General features: G+C 68.3%; 15 protein-coding genes. 6 read left to right on the top strand and 9 right to left on the bottom strand.

What is annotated here, in order from left to right:
* Window positions 1-36: 36 nt before the first annotated feature.
* Genes ACMGFH_RS13010 through ACMGFH_RS13020 form a run of 3 tightly spaced genes read right to left on the bottom strand, consistent with a single transcriptional unit; the run spans window position 37 to window position 3,629 of the window.
* On the bottom strand, window positions 37-564 hold the full coding sequence (locus ACMGFH_RS13010) for a hypothetical protein (RefSeq protein WP_415378873.1): 528 nt from the start codon (window positions 562-564) through the stop codon (window positions 37-39).
* Window positions 561-2,573, bottom strand: coding sequence for a DUF58 domain-containing protein (locus tag ACMGFH_RS13015; protein WP_415378874.1), 2,013 nt, complete (start codon window positions 2,571-2,573; stop codon window positions 561-563). The genes ACMGFH_RS13010 and ACMGFH_RS13015 overlap by 4 nt, the downstream gene beginning before the upstream one ends.
* A gap of 54 nt (window positions 2,574-2,627) precedes the next feature.
* On the bottom strand, window positions 2,628-3,629 hold the full coding sequence (locus ACMGFH_RS13020) for a DUF4129 domain-containing protein (protein ID WP_415378875.1): 1,002 nt from the start codon (window positions 3,627-3,629) through the stop codon (window positions 2,628-2,630).
* A gap of 344 nt (window positions 3,630-3,973) precedes the next feature.
* Here ACMGFH_RS13020 and ACMGFH_RS13025 point away from each other — a divergent pair, with 344 nt between their 5' ends.
* Window positions 3,974-4,981, top strand: a complete 1,008-nt coding sequence (locus tag ACMGFH_RS13025; protein WP_415378876.1) for a hypothetical protein — start codon at window positions 3,974-3,976, stop codon at window positions 4,979-4,981.
* A 218-nt stretch (window positions 4,982-5,199) separates the two neighbouring features.
* Here the strand turns inward: ACMGFH_RS13025 and ACMGFH_RS13030 are convergent, their stop codons facing one another.
* Window positions 5,200-7,392 (bottom strand): ABC transporter substrate-binding protein, encoded by a 2,193-nt coding sequence (locus ACMGFH_RS13030; protein ID WP_415378877.1) that lies wholly within the window; start codon window positions 7,390-7,392, stop codon window positions 5,200-5,202.
* Between the two features lie 84 nt (window positions 7,393-7,476).
* Window positions 7,477-7,995 carry a hypothetical protein gene (locus tag ACMGFH_RS13035; RefSeq protein WP_415378878.1) on the bottom strand — a complete coding sequence of 173 codons (519 nt, stop codon included), beginning with the start codon at window positions 7,993-7,995 and terminating at the stop codon, window positions 7,477-7,479.
* Window positions 7,996-8,258: 263 nt separating this feature from the next.
* Here ACMGFH_RS13035 and ACMGFH_RS13040 point away from each other — a divergent pair, with 263 nt between their 5' ends.
* Window positions 8,259-8,939, top strand: coding sequence for a YIP1 family protein (locus tag ACMGFH_RS13040; protein ID WP_415378879.1), 681 nt, complete (start codon window positions 8,259-8,261; stop codon window positions 8,937-8,939).
* Window positions 8,940-9,189: 250 nt separating this feature from the next.
* A complete protein-coding gene (locus ACMGFH_RS13045) occupies window positions 9,190-10,224 on the top strand; it encodes a zinc-dependent alcohol dehydrogenase (protein WP_415378880.1) in 1,035 nt (344 codons plus the stop codon).
* A 729-nt stretch (window positions 10,225-10,953) separates the two neighbouring features.
* On the opposite strand, the gene ACMGFH_RS13050 is transcribed toward ACMGFH_RS13045, so the two are convergent.
* Window positions 10,954-11,823, bottom strand: a complete 870-nt coding sequence (locus tag ACMGFH_RS13050; RefSeq protein WP_415383247.1) for an amidohydrolase family protein — start codon at window positions 11,821-11,823, stop codon at window positions 10,954-10,956.
* 89 nt (window positions 11,824-11,912) lie between these two features.
* Between ACMGFH_RS13050 and ACMGFH_RS13055 the strand changes: the two genes are divergently transcribed.
* Entirely contained in the window at window positions 11,913-12,389 is a 477-nt protein-coding gene (locus ACMGFH_RS13055; protein ID WP_415378881.1) for a cupin domain-containing protein, read from the top strand.
* Window positions 12,390-12,502: 113 nt separating this feature from the next.
* Here ACMGFH_RS13055 and ACMGFH_RS13060 read toward each other — a convergent pair whose 3' ends face one another.
* The 3 genes from ACMGFH_RS13060 to ACMGFH_RS13070 all read right to left on the bottom strand — a co-directional run bounded on the left by ACMGFH_RS13060 (window position 12,503) and on the right by ACMGFH_RS13070 (window position 15,198).
* Window positions 12,503-13,348 carry a fumarylacetoacetate hydrolase family protein gene (locus ACMGFH_RS13060; protein WP_415378882.1) on the bottom strand — a complete coding sequence of 282 codons (846 nt, stop codon included), beginning with the start codon at window positions 13,346-13,348 and terminating at the stop codon, window positions 12,503-12,505.
* 138 nt (window positions 13,349-13,486) lie between these two features.
* Window positions 13,487-14,248, bottom strand: coding sequence for an IclR family transcriptional regulator (locus ACMGFH_RS13065; RefSeq protein ID WP_415378883.1), 762 nt, complete (start codon window positions 14,246-14,248; stop codon window positions 13,487-13,489).
* A gap of 164 nt (window positions 14,249-14,412) precedes the next feature.
* Window positions 14,413-15,198: a TIM barrel protein gene (locus ACMGFH_RS13070; RefSeq protein ID WP_415378884.1), complete on the bottom strand. Its 786-nt coding sequence runs from the start codon at window positions 15,196-15,198 to the stop codon at window positions 14,413-14,415.
* Between the two features lie 163 nt (window positions 15,199-15,361).
* Between ACMGFH_RS13070 and ACMGFH_RS13075 the strand changes: the two genes are divergently transcribed.
* Window positions 15,362-15,871 carry an LUD domain-containing protein gene (locus ACMGFH_RS13075; RefSeq protein ID WP_415378885.1) on the top strand — a complete coding sequence of 170 codons (510 nt, stop codon included), beginning with the start codon at window positions 15,362-15,364 and terminating at the stop codon, window positions 15,869-15,871.
* A 32-nt stretch (window positions 15,872-15,903) separates the two neighbouring features.
* A complete protein-coding gene (locus tag ACMGFH_RS13080; RefSeq protein WP_415383248.1) occupies window positions 15,904-18,093 on the top strand; it encodes an LUD domain-containing protein in 2,190 nt (729 codons plus the stop codon).
* Window positions 18,094-18,102: the final 9 nt, after the last annotated feature.

Here is an 18,102-nt window from a genome sequence, read left to right on the forward strand (position 1 = left end):
AGTGGGTGTGCGGGTGGGTGGGCGGCCGACCAGTGCTCAGGTCCGGATCGCCCAGATCAGGAACACGAGCGCGAGCGAGAGCATCCCGATGGCGGCCATCGGGCGCCCGTCGCTCCCGACGAGGTAGACGCCGTAGCCGACGCCGGTCGCCACCATCGCGACGATCGTCGCGGCGGAGGCGTGGATGATCTCGTTGCGTCGGGTGCGGGAACTCGACCCGATCTGTTCGCCGAGGCTGATCGCGTTCTGGCCGAAGTTCCAGGCCAGGATCGTCGCGGCCGCGCTGACGAGCAGGATCTCCGGGCCGGTACCGAACAGGCCGGCGATCAGCACCGAGAGGAAGAGGCCGGCCGCGCCCATCGTCACGCGGAGGCGGCTCGACCCCATGAACAGGCCCGACGCGAGCACGGCGATGCCGCCGAAGCCCAGCGGGATCGCGTACAGCGCGAAGGGGGCGCTCGTCACGGCGGCGACCACCGCGGCGACGACGGCCGCGATCGAGCTGAGCCTCGTCGGTGAGTGGTCGACCGTGACGGTCGCGTGTTCCTCGGTTTCGACGCTCATACGGCCCACCTCTGTCGTGCCTCGTCAAGTGCAAGTCCGAGCATGCTGTCGTACTCCCAGTCGACGACGCGGATGTCCCGCTCGCGGAGCGTCGCGATCCGCATGGTCCGTTCGATACGGGCCAGCCGCTGGCCCACGGTCCGATTCGCGGTCGGGTTGGGGCTGATGACCGTCACCCGGTGGCCCGACGAGTCGAGGCGGCGGGCGACCTCGACCGTGTAGTCGTCGGTCAGCGGCGAGAACAGCACGAGCTGGGACTCCGGCGAGAGCTGGCTCCTGACGTGGGTCATCGGGTCCACGTAGTGGCCCTCGGTCTCGGACTCCTCGGGCGGCGTCGAGGACATCGCCGGGTGGCCGGCGAACATCCGGCGCGCGCGTTCGAGGTGCGCGTCGCCGGCGCTCGGGGCGAGCCAGCACGGCACCGTGTCGAACGCCGCCAGTCCGACCATGTTACCCTGGTCGGAGAGGGCGCCGAAGGCCTCGACGGCCGCCTCGACGCTACGGTCGACGGCGTGGTGTTCGCCCGGTTCCGGCGCGACGTAGGAGGCGTCGCGCGCGTCGAACAGGAAGACGAGCGACGCCGCTCGTTCGAGACGGAAGTCGATGGTCGCCAGTTCGCCCGTGCGGGCCTGACGCTTCCAGTCGATGCGGTTCATCGGGTCGCTCTCGCGGTACTCCCGGACGGCGAAGAACTCCAGGCCGGACCCGCCCGTGGAGGTGTTCTCCTGCCCGGAGTACAGCGAGGTCTGCTGGCGGACGGGCATCTCCGCGGTCGTCCGCAGCGAGGGGATACACCGGAGTTCGCCCTCGACGTCGACGACCGCCTCGCGCTCGAGGGCGCCGGAGAAGTCCCGGCCGATCGCCAGCAGCGGCCACTCGTGGGTGCCGCGCTCGGCGACGACCTCGTAGGTGAACGTGGCGGTGTCGCCCGATCCGAGGGCGGTCGCCAGCCGGGGCGTCCCGCTGACGACGCGCATGTTGCCGGGGACGCGGTCGACCAGCCGCAGGTCCGGAACGAACGAGCCGCCGGTGTTCTCGACGGTGACGGTCACCTCGACGACGTCGCCGGGGATCACGTCCGACTCGTCGAAGGTCCGCTCGACGTCCAGAGCCGCCAGTTTCGGGGGTACGGCCGCCCGGGCGTACGCCGAGAAGGCGACGCCGAGGACGGCCACGAGGACGATCGCGGGCGTCGCGGTGATGACGCCCCAGCCGACGGCCACGAGCGCGAAGGCGGTGACCCCGCGCCACTGGCCGGTCTCGATCAGTTCGTTGTAGACGATCGAGTCGGTGACCCGCTCGGCGTGCTCGTCGACGTACTGGTCGCGGTAGCCGGCCTGGGCGCGCGGGCCCTCGTCGCCGTCGCCGCCGCGAAGCCCCGAGAGCAGTCCGCCACCGCCGTCACTGTCGGCGGTCGGCTCCGGTTCCGTCGCCGCCTCGATGCCGGCGTACTCGGCGATGGCGTCGACCGTGGTGTCGACCCACTGCTCGTAGGGCGTCCGGTCGTCGTCGCCGAGCCACCGGTCGAGGCGGGACTGACTCGGCGGCGAGCCGCCGGCGAAGAAGGAGGCGGCCTGGTAGTTGTCGGTCCACTCGCCCTCCTCGAGCTGGTGGACCGCCTGCGCGCGCGTGCAGTTCTCGCGCTGGCGGATGGCCGCCACCGCGGCTTCGGCCAGGCGGCTCTGTATCTGGTCGCGGTACTCGGAGGTCCCCTGTCGGAGGTGGGTCAGCCGGTAGAGCGTCAGGTCCAGGTCCGACCCCGGCGCGGGGAACGACCGCGGGAGCTCCACGTCCGGGATCGCCGTCTGGTCGACGCCGCCCTTGTAGGCCGTCCGGACCGCCCACAGGCCCAGCAGGAAAGCGACGAGCCCGGCGAGCGCCACGACCGCGAACGTCGAGGGGAGCATGTCCGCGAACGGGTCGACGAGCACGTACGTGGCCGCGCCGAGAACGAACACGACAGCCCCGATGGCGGCCAGCGCCAACCGGATGACGTCGTCTACGTCCATCGGGACCACCCCGAGTTCGCCGCGTCGGTCCTCGCGCCGTGCGTCGCCATCGTATCACTGAGTCCCATCGTTGTTGCCCTCCGTCCGGTCGTCGCCGGTCTGGTCGTCGCCGGTCTGGTCGTCGCCGCTGTACGCCGATTCGATGTTCCGGAGGATGTCGAGCGCCTGGTCCTCGCGGTCCGCGGCGTCGCGGCCGCCGTAGCGGACCTCGTTGAACAGTCGCGTGAGTTCCGACACGTCGTCCTCCGCCATGCCCAGCGAGATGGCCGTGTCCGCGAACTCGCCGGGGGTGTACATCTCCGGTTCGTCGACGTCGAGCAGGTCGGTCATCTCGACCCACGCGCGGTAGACCGCGTTGTCGACGTCGGCGTTGTGTTCCTCGATGCGGTCGGCCGCGCGGCCCGCGGCCGCGGCGAACTCGTCGAGGTCGGGGCCGTCGTCGACCGTCTCCTCGTCGACGACGACGATCTCCTCCTCGCCCATCGAGCGGTAGAGCGCCCCGACCGCGCCGACGAGGACGAGACCGACCAGGAGCCCGATCGCCCAGGACGGAACGTTCGTCAGCGGCGAGACGGGCGCGGTGTCGCCGCCGGGGATGGGGTTGCTCCCACCGCCCGCCCCCGAGGTGGGCCCCGTGGTCGCGCAGTTGGTTCCGAGGAAGTACACCAGCGCCACCGGCGGGAGGAGCGCCCAGCTGGTCAGCAGCGCCGCGGAGAAGTTGAACCGGTAGTAGACCAGCCCGATCGCGCCCAAGAACCCGGCCGCGACGAGGAGCGTCCCGAGGATGGAGTCGAGGAACTGGATACACGCCGATATCTCGAGGACGTTACGCTCCGGGGTGTCCGCGGGATTGCCGCCTTCGAACTCCCCCGGCCCGCCGGGGTTATCCTGTCCGGACTGTTCCCCCTCGCCGGGCTGTTCGATGATCCCGCCGCCGTCGTCTCCGCCGATGGTCTGGGCGGTGTCGACCGTCGCCGCGATCATCCCGATCCCGACGATACACAGGATCGCGACGACCAGCGGCGTCGCGACGTCTCGACTGACACTCTGGCTCATGCGACGCCGCCAACCCCGTGACCGAGCGTATCGAGTCGAACGCCGGTGCCGTCCGATCCGATGATTGTGCTGTCGGTAACGCGTCTCATACTACACTGAAAGAGCGGTCTACTGTTTAAGTTTTTTCCGATAGCGGGGAACAATCGACCGAGAACCGGTGAAACGCCGCCATCCGAAGAGCGGGCCTCGGGCGGCGCTTCGCGCCCTGACTGGGCCCCTCCGGCGTGTCGACCGCGGCGACGCTCGAAGGGGTCGGTGACCGCCGTCGTCACGGACGATTTATACACGCCGACGCGCTCTGGTCCGGCAATGAGACGCGAGCGCGCGACGGAGGGGAGGGAGCGATGACGGACGCCGACCTCGGGGAGACGCCGCGCTTCCGACACGTCCCCCGCGAGGGGCTCGATCGCTATCGCCTCGTCGACCCGCCCCGGAGCGTCGGTCCCCGGCGGGTCGCTCCCGTCAGCACGGCCCGATCTGTCTGGCTGTACGCCGGCGAGGAGACGCCGACGCTGGGCGTCCTCGACGTGGAGACCGGCGCCTTCCGGTCCGACACGGAGGCGACGCCCGACGGACCGACGCCGCTGGTGGACGCCGAGTCGGGGACCGCCTACGTTCTCGACGGGCACGCCGTCGCCGCGCACGACGCGGAGCGGTCGGCTGACCCGCGGTCGGTCGGTCGGTTCGACGAGGAGACGGTCCCCGGAATCCCCGTCGCGGGACTGACTCGCTCGGCCGACGGCGAGCAGTTCGGCGCGGTGTTCGCGACCGACGACGAATCGCGGCTGGCGACCTGCGCCGTCGAGGAGGGGACGACGGCGGTCTGGCACACCCGCGACCGGCGCTACGATACACTCCGGTTCAGCCCGTCGGACGCGTCGCTGGCGCTCCTGGCGCGGGATGCGACCGATGGCGTCGGCGGAGAGGCGTGGCTGGCGCGTGAAGGGTTAGGCGCCCGGCCGCTCGGGCAGTTGCTCCCCGACCACCACGGCGACCTCCGGTGGAACGGGGGCGGGACGGGCCTCTGGTACGTCGAGCCGCGGCGGGGTGTGGGACTGCTGCACCTCGAAGCGGGGCGCCGTGAGCGCGTCTGGGCGACGGCCGCGCGCGAGGCGGACGCGACCCGCGACGGCGACCTGCTGGCGGGGACCGTGGTCGACGGCGAGTCCGTCCGGGTCGCAGTCTACGACAGGCGCGCCGACCGCGAGCGAGTCGTCTCGGCCTCGATCCCGGGGAGCAGCACGTGGACGCCGCGGCCGCAGTTCGTCTGTGCGGACCGGTGGCTCCTGTACACGGCGACGATCGACGGCGACCCACGGGTGACGTTGGTACCGGTCGACGCGCTCCGGTGAGCGGGTTGTCGCGGTGGAGATCAGACTGCCGGGAGTTCGTGACGATGCGACAGGAGAGCGAGTGCCGAGCGATATCGGTGGTTCAGTCAGCCGCCCGAACGGTGTCGGCAGTACAGTCAGCCGTACCGAACGAGAACCGGGCCGGCGCGAGACGCCGGCCGGGGACGGGAATCGACTGCCGGACGTAGTGGGAGGGGCGTGACCGGGGGTTCGGGCCGTCAGTTACCCGACGTGGCCTGGATCTTGCCCTGCTGGATGAGCTGGAAGATGGGCAGGTTCATCTGCCACTCCGACTCGTCTTCCGGCGCGGTCCAGTTGGCGGTGTCCTGGAAGGCCATCTCGAAGCTCTGCACGAACGGTGCGATCGGCAGCTTGTAGTTGAAGACCCAGCAGAGTTTCTGATGATACTCGGCGCGGGTCTCCTCGTCGAGGTTCTGCCCGAGCTGAGTGTCGTAGAACATGACCGGGTACTCCTGCAGCTCGCCGTCGGGTTCGCCCACCGGCGGCGCCTCGAGGGTGAAGTCCTTCTGCTGTTCGGGCGTCAGTCCCTCGAGGTTCATCGTCCAGTCGTACTCGACGTTGTCGACGTTGTCGTACTTGTTGGCGACCTCCTCGACGAATTCGTCACTCCAGAGGCTCCCGAAGCGGTGACGTCGGTCGCTCTGCATGACCATGCGGAACCACGCGCCCTGGTGGCTCGCGAACGGCCACTCGTACATCGTGAGCTCGAAGTCGCCGTCGCCCTGTCGCTGGTCGGCGACCGTCGAGTCGACCTTCTGGAGGCTGACGTTGACGCCGAACTCGTTGAGGAAGGCGATGACCGTCGACTCGACCTGAACCGACGAGCCCCCAGTCAGCAACGTCAGCTCGAAGGGGTCGCCATCGGGAGTCATCCAGGTTCCGTTCTCCTTGGTGAAGCCGGCCTCCTCCATGAGGGCCGTCCCTCGATCCATGTTCCGGTTGTAGCGGGTGAACGAGTCGGTCAGCCCGGCGTCCTCGACGTAGCCGCGCTGGACCGGGTCGAGCAGGCCCGCCGGGTACGGGACTTTCTCGTTGGCGTAGCGGTTGCGGATCTCGGCGATCTGCGACTTGTTGATCGCGAAGTTGAACGCCTGGCGGACGCGCGGGTCGCCGAGGTGCTCGTTGGCCTGGGCGTTCATCGAGAGCCCGTACTGGCCGCCACCGGTGTGGTTCACCCGGCGGAACTCCTCGGGCAGGTTGTCGACCGTGCTGGGGTTGGGTTTCAGCACGCGGCCGTTGACCCCGTCGAGGATGCTGTTCTGCAGCGCCTGCGTCTGGGACTGCGTGTTCGGAATGATGTTGACCTGCACCGTGTCCCAGTTGATCTGGTCCGAGAGGAAGTACTCGGGGTTCTTCTTGAGGATGACCTGGTCCTCACGGACCTCCTGGAGCACGAACGGCCCGGAACACGGGATGTTCTGGGGCTCCTGGATCTCGCCCTCACTGCGCTGCCGGAGTCTGTCCATCTCGCCCTGGATGAGCTCCGTCCGGTACGTCGGGTTCCCGGTGTTTGCCGTCCCCTCGGGCTGGCCCCACTCGAGCTCCTGCACCTCGTCGTGGATCGGCTTCATGTCCTGTGCCATGATGGACAGGGACTCGCCTTGCGACTGGTTGCTGGGGTGCGAGAGGTTGAGCGCGCCGATCTGGGCGTCCTCGCTGAAGATGTCGAACCAGCCGGGTTCGCTGCGGGCCGTCAGCGTGCCGGCTTCGTCGTCGAACTCGATGCTGGTGATAGCCTCGAACGCGCTGAGCGGTTCGCCGTCGGGGTTCTCCTCTTTGATCTCGTCGGGCGAGAGGCCGTTCCAGCGCGCCAGTCGGAGCGAGTATCCCCAGTCGGACGGCTTGACCGGCGTGCCGTTGATGTCGTTGGGGTCGTCCGGGTTCGCGACGGCCCACGACGAGTCGTCGCGGAACTGGACCGTGATCTCCGTGTCGTCGACGATCTCCCACTCCGAGACCATGTGCGGGATCCGCTCCGCGGTCTCCTGGTGCATGATCGTCTTCTTCGCGTACATGAACGGGTACACGAAGCGGGGCATCTGGGTCCGGTGGTAGTACTTGTTGAATCGCAGGCGGTCACTCTCGAGTTCGCCCTCGAAGGTGACGTACCTGCGGTCCGAGAAGTGTTCCACGTCGCTGTCCGTCTCGCTATCGGTGCTGCCGCCGTCTCCGCCGTCGCCGCCATCTCCGCCGTCGCTACCGTCGCTTCCGTCACTGCCGTCACTGCCGTCACTGCCGTCGCCGCCGTCGGCGGGGGTTCCGCCGTCGCCGTCGTTGCCGCCACACCCGGCGAGCCCGGCCGTGCCGGCCGCACCCAGTGCGGCCAACAGTTTCCGCCTGTACTGGTCAACGCCCGTGTCCGACCTTCGATTCTCGTTACCGCGTGTCATAAGACGGTCGCACAAACGGAATACCGGTATTTAATCCTTTTGGACATAGTCAATAAATAGGGAACAATTCGGAACCGATCGGGATCACTCCGGGGCGCTCTCGGCGCGTTCGGTGGCCGCGCGGAGGGCATCGACGCGCGGGTCCATCGTCACGTCAGCGAAGAACGTCAGCTCGTCACCGTCGCGGTCGCCTTCCACGACGAGGTACGTCCGGTCGTCCTCGTCGTCGACGTAGGCCGTCACGACGTCCGCGAAGGGGACCTCGAACAGCGAGTCCGAGAGGCGGCCGCCGACGACGAACAGGAACCGGGCGTCGGTGACGACGACCGCGAGTTCGCGCGTCGGCGTCTCGCGGGCCAGCGAATCGCCGTCGTCGACCAGGAGCGTCCCCCCGCGGAAGAGGTACTCCGGCTGTTCACCGTCCTCGACGTACGCGACCAGCGGGTACTGAGTGCGGCCGCCCGAGGCGGACAGCGCTGCCGCGGTAACCGCCGAGTCGGCGGCGGCGTCGGCCAGGCGGCGCGCGCGCTCCTCGTCGACGTCCGGACCGGTATCGGTAGCGATCCCGGCGGCAAATCGGTCGATCAGGTCGCGCAGTCCCATCGCCATCACCTATCCCAGCAACGGTATTCATACTGTCGGCTACGTCCGGACGGTCGGGCGGACGAGAGAGTCCCCGCCACTACGAGGCGATCCGGCCCGACTGCTTCACCGGACTCGACTTTCTGGGTCTCGCGGGCGCGTGACCCAAGAAGAAACTATGGTGCCGAGACGGTCCCGGCGGCGTCCGACCGTGACCGCAGAGCGGCGCCCGAAGTCTCCGCTGTACCACCAACATTGATTACCATCGGCAGTCACGCACACATATGATTCGTCGAATCGCGACTCTGCCAGACGGAATCATCCGGCAGCGGACGCCGAAACGCGGGCTCACGCTGGAGACGATCGTCGTCCTGCTGTGCGGCCTGGTCGGCAGCGCCGGGTTCGCGTACGTGATGATCGAGGCGCTCAACGCGGTCCAGACCGACAACTCGATGTTCCAGGTCCAGCTGGCCGGGCGGGTCCTCCGGCCGGTCGTGTTGACGGTCGTCGCGTGGATCGTCTACTCCGTGGGCGCGCACCTCATCGCGAGTTCCAGCGGCGGGCGCGGCCCGATCAGCCGCCTGATGCGGGGCGCCGCGTGGGCGATGATCCCCATCGGGATCTGGAACCTCCTGCGCTCGCTCGTCGTCGCGTACCTCTTCTTCGACGTCGACATCCCCGCCGAGCCGGAGGGACTGACCGCCGCCGAGCAGGCCGCTTCGGTGTTCGCCGGGACGGGCGCCGGGGGCGAGGACGTCTACGCCGGCCTGACCGACCCGCTGTACGCCGTCGTCCTGCTGGTCGGGATCCTCTTCGTCGTCTGGAGCGCCCACCTGCTGTCGATCGCCGTCGCCGAGTCCAAGAGCCTGGAGATAGACACCGCTCGCCGAGCGGCCGCGGTGCCGGCCGGTCTGTTCGCGCTGTACCTCCTGGTGACCGCCCTGGGACAGGCAGGTATTCTGTAACGCCTCCCGAGTTCGCCGTCCGGAGGCGGTGGGCGGGGAGTTCGATCTCGACGTGGCCCGCGCGCCCGTCGCTATCGCACCCGTGGAGGTAGCTCCCCGTCCCGAAGCGCCGCGCGAGCCGTCCATCCGATTGTCTCACGGTCGGGGAGCCCGCGGCCCGTCCGGCGCTTCTCGGAGCGGGTACCCGGTATTTTTATATCCGGGGAAAGTCCACTGACAGTAGCGCGGTTCGAGAAGGAGCCATTAGCGTATGAAACAGATAGTTCAAACGGGCGCTGCGTCCGTCGAAGTCCAGGAGGGAGAGCGGCCGTCACCCGGGCCCGAAGAGGTCCTCGTCCGGGTTCACACGGCAGGTATCTGTGGGAGCGACGCCCACGCCTACGAGTACGAGGGCGGGTACGACTGGATCGCCATGCCTCGGATCATGGGCCACGAGTACTCGGGCACGGTCGAAGCCGTCGGCGACGCGGTGACGAGCCTGGAACCGGGGGATCGCGTCGTCGAGGAACCGATCCACCACTGCGGGGAGTGTTTCCAGTGCCGCAACGGCGAGGAGAACATCTGCCAGAAATTCTCGATCACCGGCATGCACCGCGACGGTGCCTACGCGGAATACACAGTAGTCGATCCCGAGTTCCTCCACGCGGTCCCCGACGGCGTTTCGCTGGCCGACGCGGCGATCACCGAGCCGCTGAGCATCGCCACACGCGCCGTGCTGACCCGCTCGTCGATCAATCCTGGGGACGACGTACTGGTCGAAGGGCCGGGACCGATCGGCGTGTTCACCGCCGCCGTCGCCGACTCGCTCGGCGCGAACGTCCTCGTCTCCGGCCTCGGCCAGGACGCGACCGCACGACTCCCCCTGGTCGAATCGCTCGGCATCGACACGATCAATATCTCCGACGAGGACCTGGAAACCCAGGCGAGCGTCCGGACCGACGACGTGGGGTTCGACGCGGTGTTCGACGCCAGCGGCCACTACACCGGCGTCGAGACCGGCGTCGAGGTCGTCCGCAAGGGCGGCGAAGTCGTCGTCGTCGGCATCCCGCGTGAGCCCAGCGAAATCCTGATGACGCCGGTCGTCCGCGGCGAAATCGACGTCGTCAGCTCGTATGGATCGGACTGGACCAACTTCGAGCAGGCGCTGCGACTCATGGAAAACGGCGAGATCGACGCCGAAGCCGTCGTCGACGACTCCTTTTCCACTGCCGACCCCACCGCCGCCTTCGAAGCGTTCCTCAACTCCGAAGTCGTCAAGCCCGTCTTCCGCTTCGCCGACGCCTGAAAGCGGCAGTCGGTACACCGCCGACACCGGTGCCGCTCAACGCGTCGACGCTCCTCGTGGATTCGACGCCCGCCGTCGTGCGTGAATCCGGCGCTGCCGTCTTCCGTACCGTCCATCCTCGCTATCTGTCTCCGACGACCGCCACTGCTCCCTGTCTCCCGAAGCTGTTGGACCCGAACGGCGCGGCGACCGCGCCTCCTGCGGGAATCTCGGAGATCCATCATCGGGCGACACCCGGCCAGCGCCACCTGACGTACGGTAATGCCGGAACGACCGTATTCGGCCGATCGCGAGCGTCCCGTTCGACGGGATGTCAGCGGCCCATGAGCGGGAGAATCGACGGATCCTTTGCGAACAAGTGGCACGTATATTCCGGTAATACCGAAAATAACCGCTACCTGGCCTGCCGGATCGGTCACTGAGGAGTCGAACTCGGGGCGATCCGCCCGTTCGACCTCGAAGCGAGCTGCGGGAGTGCGGATCGATCCGCCACTGAAATTACAATATTACGTTTGTAATCATTCGGCAGTCTCGGCCGAGATATCGCAGCCAGGCCGGGCCTGAAGGGGGAATTACAGCCGTACTCCCGTTGCGCGTGGGATCGAAGAGTGCGCGCCGGCGGCCCGAATATTGTCCGGCATTACCGGAACAGGGCGCAACTGGCCGAACATCGACGGAACTGAGCGATCAGGCCGGACCGGCGGTCACTGGGAGGAAGGAGGGGAGGTCCTACAGGTCGAGGTGGCGGCGGAACGCCCGGTCGGTGATCCACCGACGGTCGCTCGCAGAGAGGTCGTCGACGGCGTCGAGCCACGAGAGCGTCTCACCGTAGGCCGCCTCGTCGGAGACGTTCGGGAAGTCCGAGCCCCAGACGACGCGCTCGCGGCCGAACTCGTCGAGGAGCCACCGCACGTGGTCGTGCATGTCGGCGTAGGGGTGGTTCTCGTCGGCCTGGTGGACGATTTCGGAGACTTTGACGCCGACGGAGTCGTACTCGGCGAGTTCGGAGAACGTCTCGTAGGCGCCCTCCCCGAGCGGTTCGTCGGGTTCCGCGTAGGCGAAGTGGTCGAAGAGGTACGTCAGGTCGGGGTAGCGCTCGACGAGTTCGAGCGCCTGGTCGAGCTGCTCGCCGCGGACGAGGATCTGGACGAGCGCGTCCGTCTCCGCCGCGGTCTCCCAGAACTCGGTCTCCTCGATCGCGTCCCGAAGCCACGTCACCGACCGGTCGAACGTCTCCCACATGCGGTCGTAGGGGCAGAGCCCGCCCAGCCTGAACCCCAGCACGTCGTCGACGGCCATCGCCTCGCGGAGGTCGTCGGCCGCGCCGTCGGCGAACTGGTCGAGCATGACGACGCCGTACAGGCGATCGTGTTCGCGCGCCGCTTCGATCGTGTACCAGTTGTCCGTCCACTCGCAGATGGGGTAGCCGACGACCACGGCCTCGTCGACGCCGACGGCGTCCATCTCGTCGAGCAGCGCCTCGTTCCGGAACACCGGGTCGACCGAGAACGAGGTGACCGAGCCCTCGACCAGCGGCCCGTTGATCCACGGATGCGCCTCGCTCGGCGGGCCCCACGTGTGCGTGTGCGAATCGAGCACCATACCCGCCGGTGGACCCGCACCGATAGTAAAGGTTCCCACCCGATCGACCCCGAACAACTACAAACGCTCGTACAGTGGTAGCCAGTATGGAGAAAGTAGCGATCGAGGACGTGCCGGTCGAGCGGAACCCGCTGCAGGTCCACGACGTGCGAAAGCCCGTCTCCCGGGAACTCGGGACCGACCACTTCGCCGCGAACTACTTCGAACTCGAACCGGGCGATTCGTTCTCGGGCGGTCTGCACCGACATCACGACCAGGAAGAGGTGTTCTACGTCGAGCGCGGGGAGACCACGTTCGAGGTGGGCCTCGACCGCGAGGAGGTCGCGGTCGGCGCGGGCGAGCTGATCCGGTTCGAACCCGGCGAGTTCCAGACCGGTTACAACGACGGCGACGGCCGCGCCGTCGGCTGGGCGTTCGGGGCGCCGGGCGCCGGCCACGACTGGGACGCGCTCGAATCGCGCGCCTACTGCCCGGACTGCGAGACTGAACGAACCCACGGCGTCGACATCACCGACGGTCGGTTCGAACTGACCTGCACCGAGTGCGGGAACGTGCAGGGCTGACGAGACGGTGTCCGCTCGGAGCGGAGAACGCGGACGCACGCGAGAACGAAACAGAGAGAGAAAGAAAGCGATCGGAGCCGCGACCGATCAGCCGTCACCGGGGAACGGGTCCCTCACTCGGCGACGACGTGGTTTTCGAGCGTGCCGATGCCCTCGATCTCGGCCTCGCAGACGTCGCCGGGTTCGAGCAGGTCGAGGGGCTCGCGGAAGATGCCGACCCCGCCCGGCGTCCCGGTGGAGATGACGTCGCCCGGACGCAGCGTCATCTGGTCGCTGATGTACGAGACCGCCTCCTGGATGTCGAAGATGAACTGCTCGGTGTTGGAGTCCTGCTTGGTGTCGCCGTTGACGCGAAGCGACACGTCGACCGCGTTGGGGTCGAACGCGTCGCCGGCGACCAGCGACGGCCCCATCGGCGAGAAGGTGTCGAGGCTCTTCCCGCGGAAGAACTGGCCGTCGTCGAACTGGGACCGGCGCCCGCTCACGTCGTTCAGCACGGTGTAGCCGGCGACGTGGTCGTCGACCTCGTCCTCGTCGATGTTCTTCGCCTGGCGGCCGATCACGACGGCGAGTTCGACCTCGTAGTCGACCTGTTCGTCGCCGCCCGGGTGGACGACCGGGTCGCCCGGATTCGTCACCGTCGTCGGGGCCTTCGAGAACAGCAGCGGCGTCTCGGGGATCTCCTCGTCCTGCTCCTCGGCGTGGTCGCGGTAGTTCAGGCCCACGCAGACGATCTTGCCGGGGACCGGGACCGGCGCGAGCAGCGAGACCTCCTCGACCGAGCGCTGGGAGAGCGCGCCGCCCTCGACGCGGCGGCGCACCTCGTCCAGATAGCTCTCGTTGGTCAGTTCCCCGTAGGTCGGTTCGCCCGTGGGCTGGCCGTCCAGCGAGTGGATCGTGTCGCCGTCCCGGACGCCCCAGGTGGCGCTACCGCCGTCTGTGTACCGAACGAATTGCATCACTGGAGAAGTGACCCGTCGACTCTTAAATCTTGACAACCCGGGTCGGACGAATCCGGTTCGGCGACCGCGCGGTCGGGACTGGAGGCACCCGGCGGATCGAGCGGTGGAGGGCAAGCGGATACCGCGGACGCGCCGCTACGCGTGGGTCATGTTGACTTCGATGACGTTGGCGATGCGCAGCACCTGCCGCGGGATCTCCTCCTCGAAGCGCTCGCCCTGCATCCGGTTTTTCGGGCCGGAGACGGAGATGGCACCCAGGACCTCGTCGTCGTCGAGTAGCGGCGCGGCGATGCAGATCATCCCGCGGACGCGCTCTTCCCTGTCGATGGCGTAGCCCCGCTCGCGGATCTCCTCGAACTGCTCGAAGAGCACGTCCTCGTCGGTGACCGTCCGGTCGGTGATCGCCGGCATGCCGTGGCGGTCGAGGAGGTCGCGAACCCGCTCTTCGTCCATGTGGGCCATCATCGCCTTTCCGAGCGCGGTGGTCTGGAGGTGAACGCGGTAGCCGTTGTACGTGTCGAGTTTGACCGCGTTCTCCCCCTCGGTCTTGTAGAGGAAGACGCCGCGGCCGTGCTCCTCGACCATGAGGTTCGAGTGCTCGCCCGTCTGCTCGGCGAGCTTCTGGAGCTCCGGCTTCGCCACCTCGAACACCTTCATGCGCTGGCGCGCGTACCCGCCGAACTCCAGGAACCGGGTCCCCGTCTTGTACGTCCCGTCCTCGTTGACGACCAGCTCCAGCTCCTCCAGCGTCCGGAGGTGATCGTGGACTGTACTCCGCGGGAGGTCGAGCTCGTCCGCGACTTCCGTCACGCCCGCCCCGTCGAGTGCCCGGAGCACCTCAACGACGTCGAAGCTCACCCGCGTCGCCTTCACCGGAACGTCGATCTCGGTTTGCATCCTTCGGTCGCCTCTATCCGATACTGGGAACTCGATCGTTATAAATCTGTACGGTATTACCGGAACACCCCGTCAACCGTTCGGGATCGACGCGTCGGCCGCTGACACGGCGATTTCGGCCGTAATGGCCTGTCCGCGTCCGCCGATTTGGCCGGACCGCGCCACTAGGCGAGTTCGAGCGTCGACCGGACGGCCTCGTCCATCGACGTGCCCTCGCTGGTGGCGAAAAACTCCATGCCGACGTAGCCGTCGTAGCCGGCGTCGTCGAGCGCGTCGAAGATCCGGCCGTAGGCGATCTCGCCCGTCCCGGGCTCGAAGCGGCCGGGGTTGTCGGCGACGTGGACGTGACCCACCTGGTCGACGTTCTCCGTGAGGTTGCGGATCACGTCGCCCTCGATGATCTGCTGGTGGTACACGTCGAACAGGACCTGCACGCGGTCGCTTCCGACCGCGCGCGTGATGTCGAACGCTTCCCGGGAGGACGCCAGGAAGTACCCGGGGTGGTCGACGACGGTGTTGAGCGGTTCGATGACGACCGTGACGCCGACTTCCTCGGCCGTGGGCGCGACGTCCGCGAGGACGCGTTCGAGCGCGCGACGCTGCGTGTCGCGGTCGAAGCCGCCTTGATCCGGACCGACGGTGACGATGAGAGCGTCTGCACCCAGGTCGGCGGCCGCCTCCAGCGACCGCTCGACGTCGGCCACGGCGGTCTCGCGGTCGTAGGGATTGACCGCCGCGGGCGCGTCGCGGTCGTCGATGTTCGACCCCGCGCCGGCCGCGAGGACGCCCGCGACGTCGACGTCGTGGGCCGCACACGCCGACTCGACGGCGTCCAGGTCGGCGCCCTCCCAGTCGAAGAACTCGACGGCCCCGACGCCGAGGTCGGCGGCGCGCTCGATCCCGTCGGGGACCGACTCGCCGACGATCCCGGCGTTGACGTCGAAGGTCACCACGGCGCCGTCACCGCCGGTCGTCCCCGATTCGCTGCGTACTGTCCACGTCGGCCGCTCTCACCTGACATGTGCCGGTCCAGTCGCCGCTGGGTCTTGAAACTACCTCTCCGTCCGGCGTGGACCCGCAAAGCACAAGACCGGCGAGTCCGACGTTCGTCCCATGACTTCCGGGAGTGCGGACGGCCTCAGTCAGGACCTCGAAGCGGCGGGCGTGCGGACCCGCCGCGTCCGGCCGGCGGCGTTCGCCGAGACCATCGCCGATCTGGCCGTCGGACCGGCCGTCGGCGTCGAGTTGACCGATCTCCCCGTCTCGTTAGCGGAGACGCCCGTGACCGTCGACCCCACGCCCGCGGAACTGGACGAAGCGAGCGTCGGCGTCACGCCCGCGTCGCTGTGCATCGCGGACTACGGGTCGCTCGTCCTCCCCGGTGCCGCCGACGGCGCCGAACTGGTCAGCCTCTTCGTCGAGGACCACATCGCCGTGCTCCGGGAGGACGACGTCGTCGCGAACATGGAGACCGCGTTCGACGGGTTCGACGTCGACCCCGACACGGCGCGGGAGAGCCGAATCCTCGCGACGGGGCCGAGCGCCACCGCCGACATGGGCGCGCTCGTCGAGGGGGCCCACGGGCCGAAAACGGTGACCGCGGTCGTCCTGGAGGGGGAGTGACCGTGGCGAAGAAAGACGACTACCGCCGGCTCATGGACACCGAGGGCGCGGCGGTGCGCGCAAACACGACGGCGTTCAACGACGGCCGCTACGAGTCGGTCGCGCGACTCGACGACTACGAGGAGCTCAAAGACCAGGCGCGGGCGATCAAGGAAGACGCCATCGAGCGGCTCCCCGAACTCGTCGAGCAACTGCGCGAGACCGTCGAGGACAACGGCGGAACCGTCTACGTCGCCGACGACGCCGCGGACGCGAACGAGTACATCAGGGAGGTCGTCGCCGACGAGGACGCCGAGCGGGTCGTCAAGAGCAAGTCGATGACGACGGAGGAACTGGAGGTCAACGAGGTGCTGGAGGCAGACGGCGTCGACGTAGTCGAGACCGACCTCGGCGAGTGGGTCCTGCAGGTGGCCGACGAGGCCCCGAGCCACATCGTCGCACCGGCCATCCACAAGTCCCGCGAGGGCATCGCCGACCTGCTCAACGAGCGATTCGATCCGGATCCGCCGCTGGAGACGGCCGAAGAACTCACGCAGTTCGCCCGCGACCACCTCGGTGAACTGATCGAAGACGCCGACGTGGGCATGACGGGGGCGAACTTCATCGCCGCCGAATCGGGGACGATGGCGCTCGTGACGAGCGAGGGCAACGCCCGCAAGTCCGTCGCGGCGACGGACACGCACGTGGCCGTCGCCGGCGTCGAGAAGATCGTCCCCTCGGTCAGCGAGTTCGCACCCTTCGTCGAACTCATCGGCCGCTCGGGCACCGGTCAGGACATCACCTCCTACATCTCGCTGTTCACGCCCCCGGTCGACACACCCACCGTCGACTTCGACGACGACGAGACGCCCCTGTCGGAACTCGACGCGGACCGCGACTTCCACCTCGTGCTGGTCGACAACGGCCGCCTCGACATGCGCGACGACGACCAGCTCCGCGAGACGCTCTACTGCATCCGCTGTTCGGCCTGTTCGAACAGCTGTGCTAACTTCCAGAGCGTCGGCGGCCATGCCTTCGGCGGCGAGACGTACTCCGGCGGCATCGCCACGGGCTGGGAAGCCGGAATCGAGGGCGAGGACGTCGCCGCCGAGTTCAACGACCTCTGCACCGGCTGTACGCGCTGCGTGAACGCCTGTCCGGTCGGCATCGACATCCCGTGGATCAACACGGTCGTCCGCGACCGGATCAACCGCGGCGACGACGAGGGGAACTTCGACCCGCTCGTCGACGGGCTGACGCCCGACGCGGAAGACGACGGGAGTCCGCCGCTCGGCAAGCGCTTCTTCGGGAACTTCGAGACGGCGGCGAAGCTCGGCAGCGCGACCGCGCCCGTGTCGAACTGGCTGGCCGACGCGGCGCCGAGTCGCTGGGCGATGGAGCGAGTCCTCGGCGTCGACCGCCGCCGCGACCTCCCGACCTTCCGCCGAGAGACGTTCCGCGACTGGGCCGAAACGCGGACGAGCGGCGTCAGCGCGCCCGCCGACGGCCGGAAAGTCGCCGTCTACCCCGACCTCTACACGAACCACGTCCTCACCGAACGTGGGAAGGCGACCGTTCGCGCACTGGAAGCGCTGGGCTGCGACGTGACCGTTCCCGACGTGCGCGCCAGCGGCCGCGCGCCCTTCTCGCAGGGGATGGTCCGCACCGCCACCGACCACGCCGAGGACGTGGTCGAGTCACTCTCGGAGTACGTCGCCGACGGCTACGACGTGGTCGTCGTCGAACCGAGCGACCTGGCGATGATCGACCGCGAGTACGAGAAGCTCCTCCCCGAGGACGGTGACGCGCTGGAGACCGTCTCGGCGAACAGCTACGAGGTCCTGGAGTACGTCTACGGGCTCCTGACTCAGGAGGGCGCCGACGGAGACCTCCTGACCGGGCCGGACGCCGACGGCCCGGGCGTCGTCTACCACAGCCACTGTCAGCAGCGGACGCTCGGCCTCGAATCGCACACCGTCGCCGTCCTCGAACGCCTGGGCTACGACGTGACGACCACCGACGTGGAGTGCTGCGGGATGGCCGGGAGCTTCGGCTACAAGTCCGACTACTACGAGATCAGCATGGACGTCGGCGAGCAGCTCGGCGACCAACTGCAAGCGCCTGGCAACGGCGACCGGATCCCCGTCGCCAGCGGGACTTCCTGCCTGGAACAGATCGACGCGCTCCTCGCACGCGAGCCGACCCACCCCATCGAACTCCTCGATCCGAGGCGCGGCCGATAAGTTCGATTC

The sequence above is a fragment of the Halosimplex rarum genome (assembly GCF_047715405.1).
Lineage (GTDB): Archaea > Halobacteriota > Halobacteria > Halobacteriales > Haloarculaceae > Halosimplex > Halosimplex rarum.